Source organism: Streptomyces sp. TAA486 (assembly GCF_000426165.1).
This window is the reverse complement of sequence record NZ_AUEV01000008.1, coordinates 296,387-315,393: the sequence shown is the minus strand read 5'-3', so window position 1 is coordinate 315,393 and position 19,007 is coordinate 296,387. Positions and strand designations below refer to the sequence as shown.

General features: G+C 72.3%; 16 protein-coding genes. 5 read left to right on the top strand and 11 right to left on the bottom strand.

Features of this window, described 5'->3' with window-relative positions; genetic code table 11:
* Positions 1 to 15: 15 nt before the first annotated feature.
* A complete protein-coding gene (locus I004_RS0114180) occupies positions 16 to 2,139 on the bottom strand; it encodes a glycoside hydrolase family 3 N-terminal domain-containing protein (protein WP_051345035.1) in 2,124 nt (707 codons plus the stop codon).
* A 509-nt stretch (positions 2,140 to 2,648) separates the two neighbouring features.
* Between I004_RS0114180 and I004_RS39865 the strand changes: the two genes are divergently transcribed.
* On the top strand, positions 2,649 to 3,050 hold the full coding sequence (locus I004_RS39865) for a DUF6332 family protein (protein ID WP_051345017.1): 402 nt from the start codon (positions 2,649 to 2,651) through the stop codon (positions 3,048 to 3,050).
* On the opposite strand, the gene I004_RS0114170 is transcribed toward I004_RS39865, so the two are convergent.
* The 3 genes from I004_RS0114170 to I004_RS0114160 all read right to left on the bottom strand — a co-directional run bounded on the left by I004_RS0114170 (position 3,011) and on the right by I004_RS0114160 (position 5,952).
* Entirely contained in the window at positions 3,011 to 3,676 is a 666-nt protein-coding gene (locus I004_RS0114170) for a response regulator transcription factor (protein ID WP_028436042.1), read from the bottom strand. The two genes, I004_RS39865 and I004_RS0114170, sit on opposite strands and share 40 nt — an antisense overlap.
* Positions 3,673 to 4,719 (bottom strand): sensor histidine kinase, encoded by a 1,047-nt coding sequence (locus I004_RS33905; RefSeq protein WP_486579989.1) that lies wholly within the window; start codon positions 4,717 to 4,719, stop codon positions 3,673 to 3,675. The genes I004_RS0114170 and I004_RS33905 overlap by 4 nt, the downstream gene beginning before the upstream one ends.
* 486 nt (positions 4,720 to 5,205) lie before the next feature.
* Positions 5,206 to 5,952, bottom strand: a complete 747-nt coding sequence (locus I004_RS0114160) for a TetR/AcrR family transcriptional regulator (RefSeq protein ID WP_028436041.1) — start codon at positions 5,950 to 5,952, stop codon at positions 5,206 to 5,208.
* Positions 5,953 to 6,101: 149 nt separating this feature from the next.
* On the opposite strand from I004_RS0114160, the gene I004_RS33900 reads away from it, so the two are divergent.
* Complete coding sequence (locus I004_RS33900; protein WP_051345016.1) at positions 6,102 to 6,608, top strand: nitroreductase/quinone reductase family protein; 507 nt, start codon at positions 6,102 to 6,104, stop codon at positions 6,606 to 6,608.
* 158 nt (positions 6,609 to 6,766) lie between these two features.
* Here the strand turns inward: I004_RS33900 and I004_RS0114150 are convergent, their stop codons facing one another.
* Positions 6,767 to 8,293, bottom strand: coding sequence for a geranylgeranyl reductase family protein (locus I004_RS0114150; RefSeq protein ID WP_486579988.1), 1,527 nt, complete (start codon positions 8,291 to 8,293; stop codon positions 6,767 to 6,769).
* Positions 8,294 to 8,424: 131 nt separating this feature from the next.
* On the opposite strand from I004_RS0114150, the gene I004_RS0114145 reads away from it, so the two are divergent.
* Positions 8,425 to 9,816: a dipeptidase gene (locus I004_RS0114145; RefSeq protein WP_051345015.1), complete on the top strand. Its 1,392-nt coding sequence runs from the start codon at positions 8,425 to 8,427 to the stop codon at positions 9,814 to 9,816.
* Between the two features lie 75 nt (positions 9,817 to 9,891).
* Here the strand turns inward: I004_RS0114145 and I004_RS0114140 are convergent, their stop codons facing one another.
* The gene (locus I004_RS0114140; protein WP_028436038.1) at positions 9,892 to 10,935 is read right to left on the bottom strand and encodes an NUDIX hydrolase; all 1,044 of its coding nucleotides are present in this window, start codon (positions 10,933 to 10,935) and stop codon (positions 9,892 to 9,894) included.
* Positions 10,936 to 11,119: 184 nt separating this feature from the next.
* A complete protein-coding gene (locus I004_RS0114135; protein ID WP_028436037.1) occupies positions 11,120 to 11,707 on the bottom strand; it encodes a TIGR03086 family metal-binding protein in 588 nt (195 codons plus the stop codon).
* Between the two features lie 76 nt (positions 11,708 to 11,783).
* Between I004_RS0114135 and I004_RS33895 the strand changes: the two genes are divergently transcribed.
* On the top strand, positions 11,784 to 12,686 hold the full coding sequence (locus tag I004_RS33895) for a helix-turn-helix domain-containing protein (protein WP_078511168.1): 903 nt from the start codon (positions 11,784 to 11,786) through the stop codon (positions 12,684 to 12,686).
* On the opposite strand, the gene I004_RS33890 is transcribed toward I004_RS33895, so the two are convergent.
* Positions 12,613 to 13,608, bottom strand: coding sequence for an ROK family protein (locus I004_RS33890; protein WP_051345014.1), 996 nt, complete (start codon positions 13,606 to 13,608; stop codon positions 12,613 to 12,615). The genes I004_RS33895 and I004_RS33890 overlap by 74 nt on opposite strands.
* A 227-nt stretch (positions 13,609 to 13,835) precedes the next feature.
* Between I004_RS33890 and I004_RS0114120 the strand changes: the two genes are divergently transcribed.
* Positions 13,836 to 14,819: a LacI family DNA-binding transcriptional regulator gene (locus I004_RS0114120; RefSeq protein ID WP_106965348.1), complete on the top strand. Its 984-nt coding sequence runs from the start codon at positions 13,836 to 13,838 to the stop codon at positions 14,817 to 14,819.
* Between the two features lie 97 nt (positions 14,820 to 14,916).
* Here the strand turns inward: I004_RS0114120 and I004_RS0114115 are convergent, their stop codons facing one another.
* From I004_RS0114115 to I004_RS0114105, 3 genes are all read right to left on the bottom strand, one after another.
* Positions 14,917 to 15,672, bottom strand: coding sequence for a nucleotidyltransferase domain-containing protein (locus tag I004_RS0114115; protein WP_028436035.1), 756 nt, complete (start codon positions 15,670 to 15,672; stop codon positions 14,917 to 14,919).
* A gap of 32 nt (positions 15,673 to 15,704) precedes the next feature.
* On the bottom strand, positions 15,705 to 17,621 hold the full coding sequence (locus I004_RS0114110) for a serine/threonine-protein kinase (RefSeq protein ID WP_078511166.1): 1,917 nt from the start codon (positions 17,619 to 17,621) through the stop codon (positions 15,705 to 15,707).
* Between the two features lie 64 nt (positions 17,622 to 17,685).
* Complete coding sequence (locus tag I004_RS0114105) at positions 17,686 to 18,972, bottom strand: DUF6986 family protein (RefSeq protein ID WP_028436033.1); 1,287 nt, start codon at positions 18,970 to 18,972, stop codon at positions 17,686 to 17,688.
* Positions 18,973 to 19,007: the final 35 nt, after the last annotated feature.

Below are 19,007 nucleotides of genomic sequence, written 5' to 3'. Positions count from 1 at the left end.
CGGTCACGGACACCCTCAGGTGAGCGTGAGCGTGGTGTTCTGCTCCGCCTCCGAACTGCCGCCCGCGTAGATCCCGAACTCGCCCGGCTCGACGAGGAGTTCACCCTTCGGGTCGTTGGTGTGGAACCCGAGGTCGTCGGCGCCGAGATCGAAGGAGACCGTACGGCTCTCGCCGGCTTCGAGCGTGACCCTCTCGAAGCCGCGCAGCCTCCGCACGGGCTGGGCCAGGCTGGCAACCCTGTCGTGGACGTAGAGCTGCACGACCTCGTCACCGGCGCGGCGGCCGGTGTTCTCGACCTTCACCGTCGCGCGGACCTTTGCCCCGCCGTCCCGTACGGCCTGCGCGCTGACGCTCTTCTCGCTCAGCCGCAGCTGTGAGCAGGCGAACGTGGTGTAGCTCAGTCCGTGCCCGAAGGGGAAGAGCGGACCGTGCTCCAGGTCGAGGTACTTGGAGGTGTACTTGTTGTCCGCGTCGTAGGGACGGCCGGTGTTCTCGTGCGCGCAGTACTCGGCGATCGCTCCCACGGCGCGGGGGAAGGTGGCCGGCAGCTTGCCTCCGGGGTTGACCTTGCCGAAGAGCACGTCCGCGACGGCGTTGCCGCCCTCCAGGCCGGGATGCCAGCCCTCGAGGATCGCGGGTGCGTGCTCGACGACGCCGGACAGCACCAGCGGCCGTCCCGCGAGGACCACGACGACGAACGGCTTGCCGGCCCCGGCCACCCGCCGGATCAGCTCCTCCTGGACGCCGGGGAGCGTGATGTCACTTCGGGACGCGGCCTCTCCGCTGTGGCTCGCCTTCTCACCGACGACCACGACGACGGCGTCCGCGGCCCGGGCCGCCGCCTCGGCCTCCTTGAAACCACCGGTGTCCGAGCCGGTGACGTCGCATCCGCGGGCGAAGGTCACCTTGGCGTCGGGCGCGGCCTTCTTCACGCCCTCCAGCACAGAGACGGCCGGGAACCTCCCCGCCCCCGGCCCGGCCCAAGTGCCGTGCAGCTCCTGCGTGTCGTCACCGAGGGGGCCGATCACGGCGATCGACGAGGTGTCCTTGCCCAGCGGGAGCGTGTGGTCGTCGTTCTTCAGCAGCACGGCGCAGCGGGCCGCGGCCTCGCGGGCGTGCTTGCGCGTCTCCTTGGTCGGCTTGGCGATCTCCCCGTCCTCGTCGGTGTAGGGGTTCTCGAAGAGGCCGAGTCGCACCTTGATGCGGAGAATGCGTGTGACGGCATCGTCCAGCCGCTGCTGCTCGATGCGCCCGGACTTCAGCAGTTCCTCGCCGTTGTCGGCGTAGGTCGTGCTGACCATCTCCATGTCGACTCCCGCGCCCAGGGCGAGAGCCGCGGCATCCGCGTCGTCGGCGGCGACCCCGTGCGGGATCAGCTCCTGCACCCCGTTGTAGTCGCCGACCACGAACCCGTCGAAGCCGAACTCCTCGTGGAGGATGCCGGTCAGGGTGTGCCGATTGGCATGCGCCGGCACTCCGTTGACGGTGTTGAAGGAGGCCATCAGCGTGGCCACGCCCGCATCGACGGCAGCCTTGAACGGCGGCAGAGCGATGTCCCGCAGCCGCCTCTCGGAGATGTCCACCGTGTTGTAGTCCCGGCCGCCCTCGGGGAAGCCGTAGCCCACGAAGTGCTTGGCGCACGCGGCGATCCGGCCCTCTCCCGAGTAGTCCTCGCCCTGATAGCCGCGCACCTTCGCCGCGGTCAACTCAGCCGTCAGATACGGGTCTTCACCGCTGCCCTCGGCGACGCGGCCCCAGCGCGGCTCACGGCTGACGTCCGCCATCGGCGCGAACGTCCAGTGCACGCCCCACGACGCGGCCTCACGGGCGCTCACCTCGGCGTCGGTGGTCACCACGTCGGGGTCGAAGGACGCACCCTGCGCCAGGGGGACGGGGAAGGTCGTCAGGAAGCCGTGGATGACGTCGAGTCCGAAGACCAGCGGAATGCCGAGCCGTGACTCCTCCACGGCGAAGCGCTGGAGTTCGTTGCACTCCTTGGCGCCGGTGATGTTGAGGACGGAACCAAGCCGGCCCTCGGCGGCGGCCTCGCGGGCCTTCTCGTTCTGGCCCTCCCCCGGGCCGGTGTCCGGGTTCCAGGTCAGCTGCTGCAGCTGCCCGAACTTCTCCTCGACGGTCATGCGTTCCAGCAGCTTCCGCACGCGCCGCTCGGTCCTGGCGTCGACACGCTTGCGTTTGGCGGCAGTTGCGCGGCGCACGGAGCGGGTCGCGGCGCCCTGCGCCGCTGACCGGGCTGCCGGAGCGGCGGCGGCCGGGGTGGCCGACAGCGCCGGAAGGGACGTCGCCGAGGCGAGGACCGCAGCCCCCGCTGATGCCCTGAACACGCTGCGACGGCTGAAGATTCCGGCCACTCGGGTCTCCTTCGACGTGCCTGACGACTGCCCACATGGATCTTGACGGAGGGAAGTCAATCCGCCGGACCATGGGCGGTCAAGGGACGAAAAGGATGCAGGCCCGAATTGTTGGAAGCGCATACATGACTGCTTCGCGCTCGTCCCGGAACCACCCGCGGACCGGAACGCGTGTGCGTATGCACGTACCGGGAAGGGAACTTCGTCAGGGGGCTCACACCCCGGACCCCGGCGGAGGACCGGCCGCCGGGAGGGAGATGGGCAAGAGGGGGAAAGCGATGAGGGGTCCACGGACACAGGCCGAACGGGACGCCCAGACAGTGGAGATCGGCTTCGCGCTGCTGACGGCGCTCGTGATGGCCGGGCTGTGCTTGCTCGCGTTCGTCGGGCTCATGGCGTTGGTCAGCAGCCTCAGGCCGCTCTCCCCATCGGCCGGGCACACCTTGCTGATGCTCGCCGGGAGCACCTCCGCGACCGTCTTCGTCGGACGCGTGCTGTACGTACTGATGCGTGCCCCGTCGGGCCAGTTGGCCACGGACACGGAGGACGAGGACGGTGCGGAACTCCCCGACCCCACGGGCGAGTACGTGGAAGAGGCAGCCGGGCCGGACGACGGGGAAGGCGCCGGTGCCGCCGGCCCTCAGCCGAGCCAGCCTGGGCGCACCAGCCCCGACTCGTAGGCCAGCACGACCAGTTGGGCGCGGTCGCGAACGCCGAGCTTGACCATCGCGCGGCTCACATGCGTCTTGGCGGTCAGCGGTGAGACGACGAGGCGTCCGGCGATCTCCTCGTTGGACAGGCCGATGCCGACGAGCGCCATCACCTCCCGCTCGCGCTCGGTGAGTTCGGCGAGCGCGGCGGCCTCGGCGGGCTCCTTGGAACGGGCGGCGAACTCGGGGATCAGCCGCCGGGTGACGCCGGGTGACAGGAGCGCGTCGCCGTCGACGACGGCGCGCGCGGCGCGCACCAGTTCCTCGGGTTCGGTGTCCTTGACGAGGAAGCCTGAGGCGCCGGAGCGGATCGCCTCGAAGACGTACTCGTCCAGTTCGAAGGTGGTCAGCATGACGACCTTCACGTCGGTCAGTTCGGGGTCCCCGGTGATGATCCGCGTGGCGGCGAGTCCGTCGAGCACGGGCAGCCTGATGTCCATCAGGACGAGATCCGGGCGGAGTTGGCGCACCAGGCGCAGGGCGTCCTCGCCGTCGGCCGCCTCTCCGGCCACCTCGATGCCGGGCTGGGCGTCGAGAAGGGCGCGGAAGCCCGCGCGTACCAGCGACTGGTCGTCGGCGAGCAGGACGCGGATCACGGTGAATCCTTCGCTGGTGGCGGCGTCACGTGACCGCCGGCTGTCAGTGGCAGTCGGGCGGTGACACGGAATCCGCCGTCATCGCGTGGGCCCGCCGCGGCGCTGCCACCGAGCGCCGCGGCCCGCTCGCGCATCCCGACCAGGCCGTTGCCGCCGGTGGTGGACGCGGTGCCGCTCTCGGACGCCGGGCCCTCGTCATCGACGTCAACGCGGAGTTCGGCCGGGCCGTAGCGCAGCCGCACATGTGCGGTGCGGGAGCCGGAGTGCCGTATGACGTTGGTGAGGGCCTCCTGGACGATGCGGAAGGCCGCGAGGTCGGCGCCGGGCGGCAGGGGTCTCGCCTCGCCGTCCGTCTCGACGGTCACGCGGAGCCCGGCGTCCGCGGCCTGTGCCGTCAGATCCGGCAGGCGGGCGAGGCCGGGCGCGGGCGCGCGCGGGGCGGCGCCGGGGGCGCGCAGCGTGTCCAGCACCTGACGCACCTCTCCCAGCGCCTCCTTGCTCGCACTCTTGATGGTGGTCAGAGCGGTGCGGGCCTGCGCGGGGTCGGAGTCGAGGAGCGCAAGCCCTCCGCCCGCCTGGACGTTGATGACCGAGATGCTGTGCGCGAGCACGTCGTGCAGTTCGCGTGCGATGCGCAGCCGCTCCTCGTTCACGCGGCGGCGCTCGGCCTCCTCCTCCGCGGCGCGGCGCCGCGCCCACTCCTGACGCCGCGTGCGGGCGAGTTCGGCCGCGGCGTGAACGGCCGCGATCCAGGCGGCGACGAGGAGTTCGGACCGCCAGCCCGGCTGCTGGTCGTTCGCGGGCGGCAGCCACTCCCGCAGCGCGTAACCCGTGAGCAGATGCCCCGCCCACACCAGGCCCAGCGCAGCGACGGCCGCGTACCGGTGGCCCGCGACGACTGCGGCGAAGGCGGCGACGGCCACCGAGACGAACACGGGCCCATAGGGATATCCGGCGCCGAGGTAGATGATCGTTGCCGCCGCGGTGCCGAACACGGCGGTGCGGGAATGGCGGTAGCGCACGAGCAGCAACAGCGGACCCACCGTCAGCAGCAGCGGGGCGTAGACGTCGAGCGGGGTCCGCAGACCTTCCTGGTTGGCAGCGGCCCCGTGGCGAGCCGGCCTGCCGGATGATGAGCACTGCCAGCGACGTCAGCCACGGCAGGTGACGCGCGGCAGAACCTGCCAGGGGCCGCGCCACCAGGGCGGCCCCCAGGGCGGTGCAGTGGCAGCGGTGGGCCGGTGCGGATCCGGTGCCGTGCCGCCCGCGACGCCGTCGGACGCTCCGCCGATGCACCGGCGGAGACGGCGGGGCAGCTCCCGTAGCGGGCCGGCGAGCGGCCGGCAGGAGCCGGAGGTCCGGCGCTGCGGGTGCGGGCGGGGGTCCGTGTCCGCAACGCTAGCCGCGCGGGGCGGCCACGGAGTCAGCCCGCGGCGGGCATCGTGGCTACTCCCCTGGGAGTAGCCGGGAACCTGGCCGCCCTGGGGAGGTGCGGTCCGGTGAGCCGGGGCAGGGTCCGCGGTACCGGCTCAGGCGAGGCCCACGTTGCGGGCCAGCGAGACGACGGCGTGATCGAAGAACCTCTCCCGGGCCGCGACAACGTTTTCGAACTGCCCGAAGAGCTCGAAGCTCACCAGCCCGGCCAACTGCGCCCAGGCGGCGACGAGTTCGGCAACGACCTCGGCGGGCAGATCGACCTCGAGGCGTTCCGCCAGCTCGCGGGCGTCGTCCAGGACGGGCCCCGGGGCGGCGGATACGCCCGGCGCGGCGGGATCCGGGCCCTGCCGCCCGGTCCCGGCAGTACCGGGCACACGCAGTGCGCGGGCGGCGTACGCGTCCGCGGCGACGGTGACCAGGGGGCGGGCCACGCGTGTCGCGGCGACGGTCGTCGAGGCAGGGGCGGCGTAGCCCGGTACGGGCGACCCGTAGATGAGGGCGTACTCGTGCGGATGGGAGAGGGCCCATGCCCGGTGGGCGCGGCAGACGGCCTGCCAGCGGGCGATGTACGAGTCGGCCTGCGCGGCGGACTCCCTGAGTGCTGTCTCGGCGGCGTCGCCGAGTGAGTCGTAGGAGTCGGTGATCAGGGCGGTGAGCAGGTCGTCGCGCCCCGGGAAGTAGCGGTACAGGGCCGAGGAGACCATGCCGAGACTCCGCGCGACCGCGCGCAGGGAGAGCTTGGCCGCACCTTCTGCGGCGAGCTGTCGGCGTGCCTCGTCCTTGATGGCGGCGGTGATCTCGCCGCGTGCCCGCTCCCGGACGCCCTCGATCCTGGTCATGGGTGCAGTCTGCCAGCTTATTGGAGCACTGACCAATATCGAGAGCACTGCTCTGGCTTTCGCGCGCGAGTCGTGTAACACTGCTCTTATTGGAGAGCAGTGCTCTCACGAGAGAGAACCGCTCACCCTTCCGGGAAGGAACACAGGCCATGACCGCCACGCACGTCATCAGACCCGACCGGCTCACCCGCCGCGTTCTCAACCCCACCGTCTCCTGGCTGGCCCGGCACGGCGTCACGATCGCCGGAGCGCGCGTCCTCGCCGTACGGGGCCGCAAGAGCGGGGAGTGGCGCCACACTCCCGTCAACCCGCTCCCGTACGGCGGCGAGCGCTACCTGGTCGCCCCCCGCGGCCACGTCCAGTGGACGCACAACATGCGGGCCGCCGGCGGAGGCGAACTGCACAAGCGCGGTCACGTCGAGCACTTCCGCGCGACCGAGCTGGCCGACGCGGACAAGCCCGAGATCCTGCGCGCCTATCTGAAGAAGTGGGGCTGGGAGGTCGGCGCGTTCTTCAAGGGACTGGACGCGAAGTCCACCGACGCCGAACTGCTGGCCGCCGCGCGCAAATATCCCGTCTTCCGGATCACCAGCACGGCTCCGCCGTCCACGGCGAGCGACAGCTCCCAGGACTCGAAGGGCGGCGGGGACTCCTAGAGGAACAGGGCTGCCACCGACGGCAGTTGACGGCCCTGAGGACACTGGCAGCGTTGGCAGGCTGCCAGCCGGCCCGGAGGGACTGCCGCTCCTCGAGCCGCGCCCGAGCGCCGAACGGGACGCCCGGCAGGGCTTGCGTGCGGCCCGCCGGGCAGGCGCTACCGCCGGTCGAGCGCGTTCAGGGCGCGCCGTGCCATCGGCCGCTGTACGACGAGGGCCAACGAGGTCGCTCCCCGCGTGAACTGTGCGAAGACGTTCCAGGCCGGACGGAAGCTGCTGAGGGCCGCATGGAGCAGGCCCGGACGGCGCGAGAAGACGTTGAGCATGCGCCGTCCGACGCCCATCTCCAGCCCCATGCCGGCCTTGACGGCGAAGGCGTAGTTGAGCGCCTGCTGCCGGGCGTCCACCGCGTCGTGGGCCTCCGCCACGCGCACTGCCCACTCCCCCGCCAGCCGGCCGGAGCGCAGCGCGAAGGAGATGCCCTCCCGCGTCCATGGCTCCAGCAGCCCGGCCGCGTCGCCGCAGACCAGCACCCTGCCCCGGGAGAGCGGTGAGTCCTCGGCGCGGCAGCGGGTCAAGTGGCCCGAGGAGATGCTCGGTTCGAAGCCGGCCAGACCGAGCCGGCCGATGAAGTCCTCCAAGTAGCGCTTGGTGGCGGCTCCTTCACCGCGTGCCGAGATGACACCGACCGTCAGCGTGTCGCCCTTGGGGAAGACCCAGCCGTAACTGCCGGGCAGCGGGCCCCAGTCGACGAGTACGCGCCCCGCCCAGTCCTCGGCGACGCTCCGCGGAACCGGGATCTCCACCTCCAGCCCGAGGTCCACCTGGTCCATCTTCACGCCGACATGGGCCCCTATGCGGCTCGCGCTGCCGTCGGCCCCGACGACCGCGCGGGCGAGCACGGGGCGCCCGTCCCCGGAGAGCACCACGGCGACAGAGCGGCGGTCCGGCACGGAGGGGCCGTGCTGTTCGACCCTGGTCACGGTCACGCCCGTACGCACCCGGGCGCCCGCCTTGACCGCGTGATCGACGAGCGACTCGTCCAGTTCGGAGCGGTTCACCAGCCCGAAGAGCATGTGCCGGGAGCGCCTCGTACGGGAGAGCTTGCCGTTGAGGGAGAAGGTCACCGCGTGCACACGGTCGCGGAAGGGCAGGTCGAACCCGGGCGGCAGAGCGTCGCGCGACGGACCGATGATTCCGCCGCCGCAGGTCTTGTAGCGGGGCAGCTCGGCCTTTTCGAGCAGCAGCACCCGGCGTCCGGCGACTGCGGCCGCGTACGCCGCCGAGGCACCGGCCGGCCCCGCGCCGACGACCACCACGTCCCAGACCTCGTCGTCCTCGGACTCGTCGTCGAGCAGGTCGTCCCCGCCCGGAGCAGGCACGGGATCTCCGACAGCGGCGAAGTCCTCGGCACCGTGGGCGTGTTCGGCTCCGCGAGAGTGATCGGCTCCGCCGGCGCCCTCCGGGGCATCGGCGCCGGCATCACGGGCACCAGTGGCATCACGGGCGTCCTCGGCTCGGTGGGACGCGTGCGAACTGCCCCCGCTCGGAGGTCCCGTGAGTCCTCCTGTCCGGGGCTCCTCCGCGCTCCCGGCGTCGCTCCGGCCCTCTGCCCCGGTTGCGTCCTCGCTGCTCACGATGTGCTTCCGCTCCGCTCGACCTCGGCTTGGTGTGGCCGCTGGCATCCTACGGCGCCCGTCCGCCGGCCCCGCTGTGGGAGGATCACCGACGACCCATACGACACGTTCCCTGCACGCGTGCCCCACAGGGACCACGCATCGGGACGCCGCTACCACGCGACCACAAGGAGCGTTCCATGACCGTCGACCCGGCCCGCGGCGAGAACGGCTCCGGCTCCGCCGCCATCGTTTCGGCCGTCTCCTCCCTCATGCCGCGTGCACGGACCGAGCTCGCGGAGCTCGTCGCATTCCGCTCGGTGGCCGATGCCGAGCAGTTCCCGAGGAGCGAGTGCGAGGGTGCGGCGCGCTGGGTCGCGGACGCGCTGCGCGCCGAAGGCTTCGAGGACGTCGAGGTGTTCGGCACCCCGGACGGCACCGAGTCCGTCTACGGTCTGCTGCCCGGCCCGGCGAGCGCCCCGACGGTGCTGCTCTACGCCCACTACGACGTGCAGCCGCCGCTGGACGAAACCGCCTGGCGCACACCGCCGTTCACGCTCACGGAGCGCGACGGGCGCTGGTACGGACGGGGCGCCGCCGACTGCAAGGGCGGAATCCTCATGCACCTGCTGGCACTTCGCGCGCTGCGTGCCGAGGGCGAACTGCCGGTGACGGTGAAGTTCATCGCGGAGGGCTCTGAGGAGCAGGGCACGGGCGGGCTTCAGCAGTACGCGGAGGCGAATCCGGAGCTGCTGGCCGCGGACGCGATCGTCATCGGCGACACCGGCAACTTCCGTGCCGGCCTCCCGACGGTGACGGCGACGCTGCGCGGCATGTGCGCGTTCCAGGTCACGGTGGAGACCCTGGAGGGCAATCTGCACTCCGGGCAGTTCGGTGGCGCCGCCCCGGACGCGCTCGCCGCACTCATCCGCCTGCTGGACTCGCTGCGCGACGCCGACGGCGGCACCGTCATCGACGGAGTGGAGCCGTGCGCGCCCTGGGACGGCCTGGAGTACCCGGAGCAGAACTTCCGTGAGGACGCGCGCGTGCTCGACGGTGTGAGGCTGACCGGCTCGGGCAGCGTCGCGGACCGCATCTGGGCACAGCCCTCGGTGACGGTGCTGGGCATCGACTGCCCGCCCGTCGTCGGTGCCACGCCGTCCGTGCAGGCGAAGGCACGGGCCTTGGTCAGCCTCCGCGTCCCGCCGGGTGCGGACACGGAGAAGATGGCCCAACTCCTCGTCCGCCACCTGGAGTCGCACACTCCCTGGGGTGCGCGGGTGACCGTCGAGGGGACGGGTCAGGGCCGGCCCTTCCGCGCGGACACCACGAGCCCCGCCTACAAGGCCATGGCCGACGCCCTCAGCGTGGCGTACGACGGGCAGGAGATGCAGATCGCCGGCCAGGGCGGCTCGATCCCGCTGTGCGACACCCTGGCCACGCTGTATCCGCAGGCGGAGATCCTGCTCGTCGGGCTGAGCGAGCCGGCCGCGCAGATCCACGCCGTCGACGAGAGCGTCTCGCCCGAGGAGCTGGAGCGGATGTCCGTCGCGGAGGCGCTCTTCCTCCGCGAGTTCGCGCAGCACGCCTGACCGCGTGCGGGCGGGTACTCCGAGGGCCCCCGCCCGCACGGTGCCGGACATCGCCGCGCCGCGCGTACCCGGTGTCTACGCGGCGTCCCGCCCGCCCTGGTCGCCGACCGGGACGCCGCCTTCAAGATAGAGGGGGCGTCCCGTCTCGCGTGCGCGCAGCGCGCCGCGCAGCCTCTCCAGCCGTACGGGAGGCAGCAGTTCGGCGGCCTCCGTCTCGGTGACGAAGCGCCAGCCACGCAGTTCGGCCCCGGGCAGCAGCACACGGCCGGCCTCGGCGGCCGCGAGGCATCCGCCGTCGAAGAGGAGCCGGATCCCGCCGTACCCCGGGGGCCGTGGCGGCTCCCAGTCCGTGACCAGCAGCCGCGGGTCCGTCTTCAGCTCCAGGCCCAACTCCTCGGCGACTTCCCGTACTCCGGCACGTGCCGGCGCCTCTCCGGGTTCGACGACGCCACCGGGGAACTCCCAGCCCGGCTTGTAGGTCGGGTCGACGAGGAGCACCCTGTCCTGCTCGTCGAAGAGCAGCACACCGGCGGCGACAGTTTCGGCCGTGGGTTCTGGCGTCTGCACGATCTCGAGACTCCCGGCGCCCTCGCGCAGTGCGCCTGCCACCTCTTCCGCGGTCTGCCGTGGGGTCAGACCGGACGTGTTCACCGTGTGCGCGTCGGCGGAGAGCCAGTCCAGCGCTGCCCGGTAGGCGGGCAGCTGTCCTCGGCACCAGCTGCGGTCGGGCCGGCCCTCGGCGTCCTCGGACTGGTCGATGCGCATCCGAAGGATCGTTTCATCCGCGTGGAGGAGGACGTGGCGGACGGGAATCCGGCGGGCGGCGAGCGCGCCGAATATCTCGTCCCTGTACTCCTGCCGCAGCAGCGTCATGGGAACGATCAGCGGTCCTGGTACCTCGGTGAGCAGCGCGGCGGCCGTGTCGGCCACCAGCCGCCGCCAGGAAGGAAGTTGCTGGTAGTCGTCGACCTGGGCGAGGCGTTCCTTGGGGAGCATGCATCTGAGCCCCGTGCCGATCAGTGCCGGGTTCCACAGAGTGCTTCCCGGGATCAGTTCCAGAAGTTCGTTCGCCGCGGTGGTCTTGCCCGCGCCGAAGGCGCCGTTGAGCCACACGATCACGGTGGTTCCCCCTCTGCCGTCGCCCCCCGTTTCACGCTGCCCGCTCAACCCTGCCATGGAAACGCGCGGGGGCGGCGCCGTCGCAAAACCCCGGCGCTCGCGGCGGATTTCACCACCTTGCGACGGCGCGGTCCCTCCGGTCGGTCCCGCCGGAGGGCCTCGGGCGGACGGAGAGCGAGGGGGGTCAGGCCGCCGCAGGAGGGCGCCAGCCCGGGTCGCGGCCGCTGAGCGCGACGAGTTCGTCGAAGGGAGACGCACTCTCGGGTACGGGGAAGGGTTCGCCGAAGACCTTCATCTTCCGCCCCATGGGCGCCAGTTCCCTCCAGCCCTCCAGCAGCACCGGGAGGCTCGGCTCGTACGGGCTGAAGTCCTGGCCCGTGGCGCGGGCGAGGTCCCAGGCGTGCACGGTCAGGTCGCCGAGCACCATTCCGCCGACGGTGCTCTGCGGCAGCCCCATGCCCTGCGAGGTGCCTTCGAGCGCACCGGGGGCCGACCATGCCTCGACAAGGCGTGCGCTCTCCTCGTCGAAGCGCGTGCGCCAGTCGGCCATCCCGCCGTCCAGGTAGTCGGGGGTGGTGGTGAAGTCCGCCGTGCCCCTCGCGGCGAGGGCCTGGAAGCCGACGACCACGTGGATGAGGTGGTTGAGCAGGGCGCTCACGTCGTACTCGCTGCACGGTGTCGGGACGCCCAGCTGCTCGTCCCGCACGCCGTGGACGACCGGGCGGGCCTGTTGCACCGCCCCTTCGAGCAATGCGGAGATTTCGTTCGTCATGTCCGGAACGCTAGGGCGGCCGGGCGGGCCGCGGCTTGAAGAAACGCGACAGCAGAACGGGCATAGGATCGGCGGCATGGCTGGTGAGCACCGCGAGGACGGCCCCGCCTCCCGGGACGCGGCCGCCGGGTACGGAGAGAACACTCCGCGCAGCGACACCAGGGGCATCGTCGACGCGGGTGAGCTCTTCTCACGTGTGCGCTTCAGGCGCCGCATGGCCGCGGCGCCGCTGCGGCCGTACGTGGAGCACTACTGGCTGATCGACTGGCAGCTGGAGCAGCCCTACCTGTCGCAGGTCGTCCCGCACCCTTCCGTGAACATCGTCTTCCAGCGGCACGGTGCGGTTCCCGCGGAGGCCGAGGTGGCCGGCGTGGGTATGGGCCTGTTCTCGATCACACTGGAGGGCACGGGCCGGGTGTGCGGCGTCCAGTTCCGTCCGGGCGGCTTCCGGCCCTTCCTCGTCCGCCGGGGCCGCGGGAGCGTGGCGGGGCTGACGGGCCGGAGGGATCCGCTCGGCGAGGTCTTCCCCGACGTCCCGGAGACCCTCCCCGACAGGGTGCTCTCACCCGCCGAGGAGGACGCCAGGGTCGAGGCGCTGGACGCCTTTCTGCTGGACCTGGGCCCGGAGGACGATCCGGCGGCCGAGCGCGCCATGGATCTGGCGCATCTGGTGCGCACCGACCGCGGCATCACGCGGGTCGAGCAACTCGCCCACCGCGAGGGCGTGTCGGTGCGGTCGCTGCAGCGGCTCTTCGCGTCCTGCGTGGGCGTGAGCCCCAAGTGGGTCATCCTGCGCTACCGCATCCACGAGGCGCTGGAGCAGGCCGCCGGGCACCCGGACATCGACTGGGCCCGTCTGGCCGGTGAGCTCGGATACAGCGATCAGGCGCACCTCGTACGGGACTTCACGGGCACGGTCGGCCTTCCGCCGACGGAGTACGTACGCGCCGCCCTGCGCGCGCAGCCCTCGCGTGCCTGACGTCCCCGCAGGCGGCCGCCGCTCCGATGAGACCGGCGTCGGTGCCCATCTGGGCGGGCACGACCTCCAGGCCCTGCACGAACGACAGCGTCGCGTACTCGCGCAACGATCGCCGGAGCGGCGCGAAGAGAACCTCGCCCGCCTTGGCCACTCCCCCGCCGAGCACCGCTATCTCTATCTCGACGAGTGTGGCCGTGGCGGCGATGCCGGCAGCGAGCGCGCGGGCAGCACGCTCGAACGACGCGATGGCCACGGCGTCGCCTGCCCTCGCCGAGGCCGCCACGGCGGCGGCCGACACGTCCTTGTCGGCGCCGGGCCGCCATCCCCGGTCCAGCGCCCGGCGGGCGATGTTGGGTCCGCTCGCGATCCGTTCGACGCAGCCGCGCCCGCCGCACGGACAGCTGTCGCCGTCCAGGTCGACGCTGATGTGACCTATGTGGCCGGCGTTTCCGCTGGGGCCCGGCTGGAGCTCGCCGCCGAGGACCAGTCCCCCGCCGACGCCGGTGGAGACCACCATGCACAGCGCGTTCGCACGGCCCCGCGCCGCGCCCTGCCAGTGCTCGGCCGCAGCCATCGCGACGCCGTCCCCGACGAGGGTCACGGGCAGGCCGTCCGCATGCTCGCGGACCCCCTGGACCAGGGGGAACCCGCGCCAGCCGGGGATGTTGACGGGAGAGACCGTGCCGGCCTTGGCGTCCACCGGGCCCGCACTGCCGATGCCCACGGCGCGGGCGGCCGCCCAGAGCGGGGACGCTGAGAGCTCGCCCAGCACCTCGCCCACGGCCGCCATGACCTGCTCGCCCGATCCGCCCGGCGGAGTGGGGCGCTGTGCCCGTACGAGCAGCTCGCCGCCGCTGTCCACCAGCGCCCCCGCGATCTTCGTACCGCCGATGTCGAGAGCCGCGACGAGGTCCTTGTGCATGGGGTGATGTTCTCCAGGGGGAGGGGGCCGTAGACCCGCCCCCGGCCGGGAACGGTCGAGAGATCAGTCTGGCGCTTTGTGACAACGTTGTCCAGACTGCTGTGCGGGGCAGCTATGCTGCTCGCTGCCGCTTCACGCTTCACAAGGGGGATCCGAAAGCCGTGCCTGAGAGCGTACGTTCCGCCGCCGCCCGCCCGTCCGCCGGGCGCTACGGCAACCGGCCGACCATGAAGGACGTCGCCGCCCGCGCAGGCGTCGGCCTCAAGACCGTCTCGAGAGTGGTCAACGGGGAGGCGGGCGTCTCGCCCGACACCGAGCGGCGCGTGCAGGAATCGATCACCGCCTTGGGCTTCCGCCGCAACGACAGCGCGCGGATCCTGCGCAAGGGCCGCACGGCCAGCATCGGGCTCGTGCTGGAAGATCTTGCCGACCCCTTCTACGCGCCGCTGAGCCGCGCCGTGGAGGAAGTCGCCCGCGCGCACGGGGCGCTGCTGATCAACGGTTCCAGCGCCGAGGATCCGGGGCGCGAGCAGGAGCTGGTCCTCGCCCTGTGCGCACGGCGCGTGGACGGCCTCGTCATCGTCCCGGCCAGCGACGACCACCGCTATCTGGAACCGGAGATAGCCGCCGGCGTCGCGACCGTCTTCGTCGACCGTCCCCCGGGCATGATCGAGGCGGACCAGGTCCTGGTCGACAGCTTCGCCGGTGCCCGCGAGGGCGTGGCACATCTGATCGCGCACGGACACCGGCGCATCGGTTTCATCGGCGACCTGCCCCGCATCCACACGGCGCACGAACGCATCAGGGGCTACGAGGCGGCAATGTCCGAAGCGGGGCTCCCCGTTCACCCGAGCTGGGTGGCTCCGGGTTCCACGGATCCCGCGCGCGTGCGTGCGGACGCCGAGCGCATGCTGGGCGGTCCCGAACCGGTCACGGCCTTCTTCGCGGGCAACAACCGGGTGACGGTCACACTGGTGCGGGTGCTGGCAGAGCTGGAGCGGCCCGTGGCACTCGTCGGCTTCGACGACTTCGAGCTCGCCGACATGCTCTCGCCCCCGGTCACCGTCGTCGCACAGGACCCGGCCCAGCTGGGGCGCACCGCGGCCGATCTGCTCTTCCGGCGGCTGGACGGTGCTCACGACCCGCCGTGCCTGAAGACGCATCCGACGACGCTCATCGCACGGGGCTCGGGCGAACTGCCGCCCGCTTGAGGTCACTTGGGGCACTCCGCCACTCCAGCTCCGCGCGGAGGCGGGTGAAGTGCAGTCCGGTTCATGGCAGTTGCTTGCCGTGAACCGGGCCGCCGGCTCAGCCGGGCAGTACGGATTCGAAGAGGGCCTCCGCCTCGCGCAGGGCCGCTTCGAGGTCGTCCGGCCGCGTGCTCGCCGCAGCCAGCACCTCGTCGATGCCACGCATCCCTGCCCGCTCCAGCAGCATCTTCTCGTTCGTCACCCACACCCCTCGGTAGGCGAGCACGGCGTGGGCGTGCTGCATCGCGGCGACCGAGATCGCTCCGGCGACCTCGGTGAGGCGCCCGCGCGGTGCGTAGTTGGTGCCTGCGTACGAGAGCGTGGACAGAGCCGTCTCACGCCACCGGGCGGACGCCGACGAGCGCAGAGCGGGCGGGTAGGACGGGCTCGGCAGCTCACCGCGCAGCGTCCTGTTGAGGGCGAGTTCGCCGACCACGAGGTAGCTGGGGATCCCGGCCAGGTGGAACATGAGTTGTTCCCGGTGGAATCTGCCCTCCTCCGCCTCGGCGATCTCGTGCTCCACCACGTCCAGGTCGCGGTAGTGGACGTCGGTGCGGCGGCCGTCGACGGTCAGCCAGGCGCCGCCGTTGAACACGCCTCCGCCCCACTCCCCGATCCCGCTGACCTCACCGGGCCAGCCCAGGGCGCTCAGATGACCGGGGTCGAAGGCACCCCGGTAGTAGAGGGCGAAGTCCCAGTCGCTGCCGGGCCGTTGCGTGCCCTGGGCGCGGGAACCGCCGAGCGCCACGGCCCGCACCCCGGGCAGCGATGCGAGCGCGTCGGCGACGTGGTCGAGGAAAGCCTGATCGTCCATGTCAGCGGTTGTACTACACCGCTGCCGGAGGTTCAGCAGAGCGGCAGTCCGGGCACAGGCTGGTTGTTGTCGCCGCCCTTGATGTAGACGTCGCTGACGAACACACCGCTGTTGCCGCTGTCGTCGTCGGTCTTGGCCCACCACACGTTCGTCCAGCGCCCCGACGTCTCGCGGTGGGGGAGCTTTTTCTGGCAGAAGAAGTAGTTCGTACCGGCGTTGAGCTGACCGACCGGCTTGTGCGCGCCGTTGTAGGACGTGGCCGTCTTCCACACCGTGCAGTCGAACTTCCCCCCGCCCCGCGGGTGGCAGGCCGGCTCCGAGCCCGGTGCGCCTCCGACGCCGCCGTTGCTGCCGCTCCCGCCGCCGCCTCCCGAACCGGACGAGCCGCCCGCACCGCCGGGCTTCGAGCCGCCCGTCCTGTCATCGGCCGGGCCGTCGCCTCCGGCCTTGTCTCCCTGTCCCTTGCCGTCGCCGGCGCCGCCCGCCGACGCTCCCGGTTCCTCGCCCGCCCCCTTGCGGCCGCCTGGTGAGGGCCCGTTCTTCTCGGGGACGCTGTCCGCGCCTTTGCCCGCTTCCTGCTTTCCGGCGCCCGCGGTCCGGCCCTCGCCGGACCCTCCGCCCGCGCGGTCGGCGCCGTCTCCGCCGGGCCCCGACATCACGGCGTAGGTGGCGCCCGCACCGGTCAGTACGACGGCCGCGACCGCGGCCGCGATCAGGGCCCGGCGGCGCCCGCCGGGCCGTTCGGCGCGGGTATGGACGGTGTGCCGGTCGGTGTCTCTGCCGTGGCCGTACGCCGGAGGCACAGCTCCTGCCGCCGCGGGCTGCTGCGCGGGAGCCGCCCCGGACGCACGCGGAGAATCGACCCGGGCGGGCCAGACGCTGCTCGCGGCGGGGTCCGCGGACTGCTGCTGTCCCGACTGCCCCTGTGCGTCGGCGACTTCGCCGGCTCCTGCCCCTGGCCCCTGTCCCGGCCCGCGCCCCTTGGGCCGGTCCGCCGCGCCGAGCCGCATCGTCTCGGAGGGGCCCGCCGGAGGCGCCGTACCCTTCGCGACGGCCTCGAGCAGCGCCTTCGCTCGTTCCGCGTCGGCCCGCTTCGCCGGGTCCTTGTCCATCAGTTCGGCCAGTACGGGCCCCAGCGGCCCCGCGCGCTGCGGTTCGGGGAGAGGTTCCACGACGATGGCGTTGAGCGTGGACCAGGTCGAGGTGCGGCGGAAGGGGGCGGCACCCTCGACGGCGGCGTACAGCGTCGCGCCCAGAGCCCATACGTCGCAGGCTTCGCGCGGTGCCTCACCGCGGGCACGCTCAGGGGCCAAGTAGTCGAGGGAGCCGACCAGTTCGCCGCTGCCGGTCAGCTGCGTTCCGGCGCCGTCGTCCGGGTCCTCCACGGAGGCGATGCCGAAGTCGGTGAGGACGACGCGCCCGGAGCCGTTCTCCAGAAGCACGTTGCCCGGCTTGACGTCCCGGTGGAGCACTCCCGCGCGGTGGGCCGCGGCCAGGGCGTCCATCACCTCGGCGCCGATGGCGGCGGCCTCCCGCGGCTCCAGGGTGCCGCGTTCACGGAGCATGTCGTCGAGCGAGGGACCTTCGATCAGTTCCATCACGATGACGGGACGGCCGTCGTGCTGTGCGACGTCGTGGACGGAGACCACTCCCGCGTGCCGCACGCGTGCGGCGGCCCGCGCCTCGCGCTGCATCCGGGTGCGCAGCCCGTCCAGTTCACCGGCGCCCGCGTCGGTGAAGGTCCGCAGTTCCTTGACCGCGACCTCCCGGCCGAGCACGTCGTCGACGGCGCGCCAGACCACGCCCATGCCGCCGCGGCCGAGGCGGCCCGTCACGCGGTAGCGTCCCGCGAGGACCCTGCCCACCTCCGCCGGCCCCGTACCCTCGTCCGCAGGGCCCGTGTTGCCGCTTCCGCCGTCCTCCGGCGACCGATCCCCCGGTGTCCGCACTGCCCGTCCCCTTTGCCGCGTAATTGCCGCGTACCGAAGGGCCAGACTACGGGCCGGAGTTGGCTTACGCCTCCGCGGCCCGTCCGGCGAGGCCGTCGAGGTCCGCCCGTGTCAGCCCGGAGTGCCTCGCGACCTCACCGGACGAGAGCGCGCCGCAATCCAGGCCGCGCAACAGGTAGTTGCTCAGCGCTCGGGCCGTGGCGGGCTCGTCCATCACGGAGGCGTCCCCGCCGGCGTTGCCGGTGTAGGCGGCGAGACGGGCCGCGGCGCGCTCCATCCCCTCGCGGTAGAAGGTGTAGACGGCGGCGTAGCGCGTGGGCAGGTGGCCGGGGTGCATGTCCCAGCCCTGGTAGTAGGCGCGGGCCAACGACCGCCGCACGAGGGCGTGATGGTGCCTCCAGGCGTCGTACACCTGCTCCCTCCGCCCGCTGGGGACGATGTTCGTCGACCCGTCGGACAGTCGCACGCCCGTCCCGGCCGCGGCGGCCTGCATGACGGCCTTGGCGTGGTCGGCCACGGGATGGTCCATCGCCTGGTTCTCGGCGCTCACCCCGCATGCGGCGCTGTAGTCGAAGGTGCCGTAGTGGAGCGAGGTCGCGCGCCCCCCGGCGGCGTCGATCATGAGAGCCACGGTGGCTCGTCCGTCGGGGCCGAGGATCGACTGCGTGGTCTCGATCTGGATCTCGAAGCCGATGCGTCCCGCGGGCAGTCCGCGTGCCGCTTCGAATTCCCCGCACAGCCGCGACATCGCCGCGACCTGCTCGGGGTGGCTGACCTTGGGGAGGGTGAGGACCAGTCCGCCGGGAAGGGCGCCCGCGTCGACCAGTCCCGTGAGGAAGATGTCGAGGGTGCGGATTCCGCGGTCGCGCACGTCGGCCTCCATGCACTTCATGCGGATGCCCATGTACGGGGGTGCGCTGCCGTCTTCGGAGGCGTCAGTGACCAGCCGGGCCGCGTGGGCCGCCGCCGCGTCCTCCTCGCTGTCGGGACGCCGGCCATAGCCGTCCTCGAAGTCGATGCGCAGGTCCTCCACGGGCTCGCGCTCCAACTTCGCCCGCACACGGTCGTGGACGGGACCCGCGAGGTGTGACGGCAGGCCCAGCACGGACGCGAAGGAGGCGGCGTCCGGAGCGTGTTCGTCGAGCATTTCCCGAGCCTTCTCGCCCCAGGCGCTCACCGTCCCGGACGAGACGGCGTCGGCCGGCACGTACACGGTGTGCACGGGCTGGCGGGTGGGCGGCTCACCGGGGTACCGGCGGGCGAGTTCCGCGTCGACGGGGGCGAGGCGGGCCGCGATCTCTTCGCTCACGCCGTCCGCCAGGCTCGTGGCCACGTCCGCGTCCTCACCCACGCCAGGCTCCTCTGCCGGTCTGCTTCCGGTCTCCC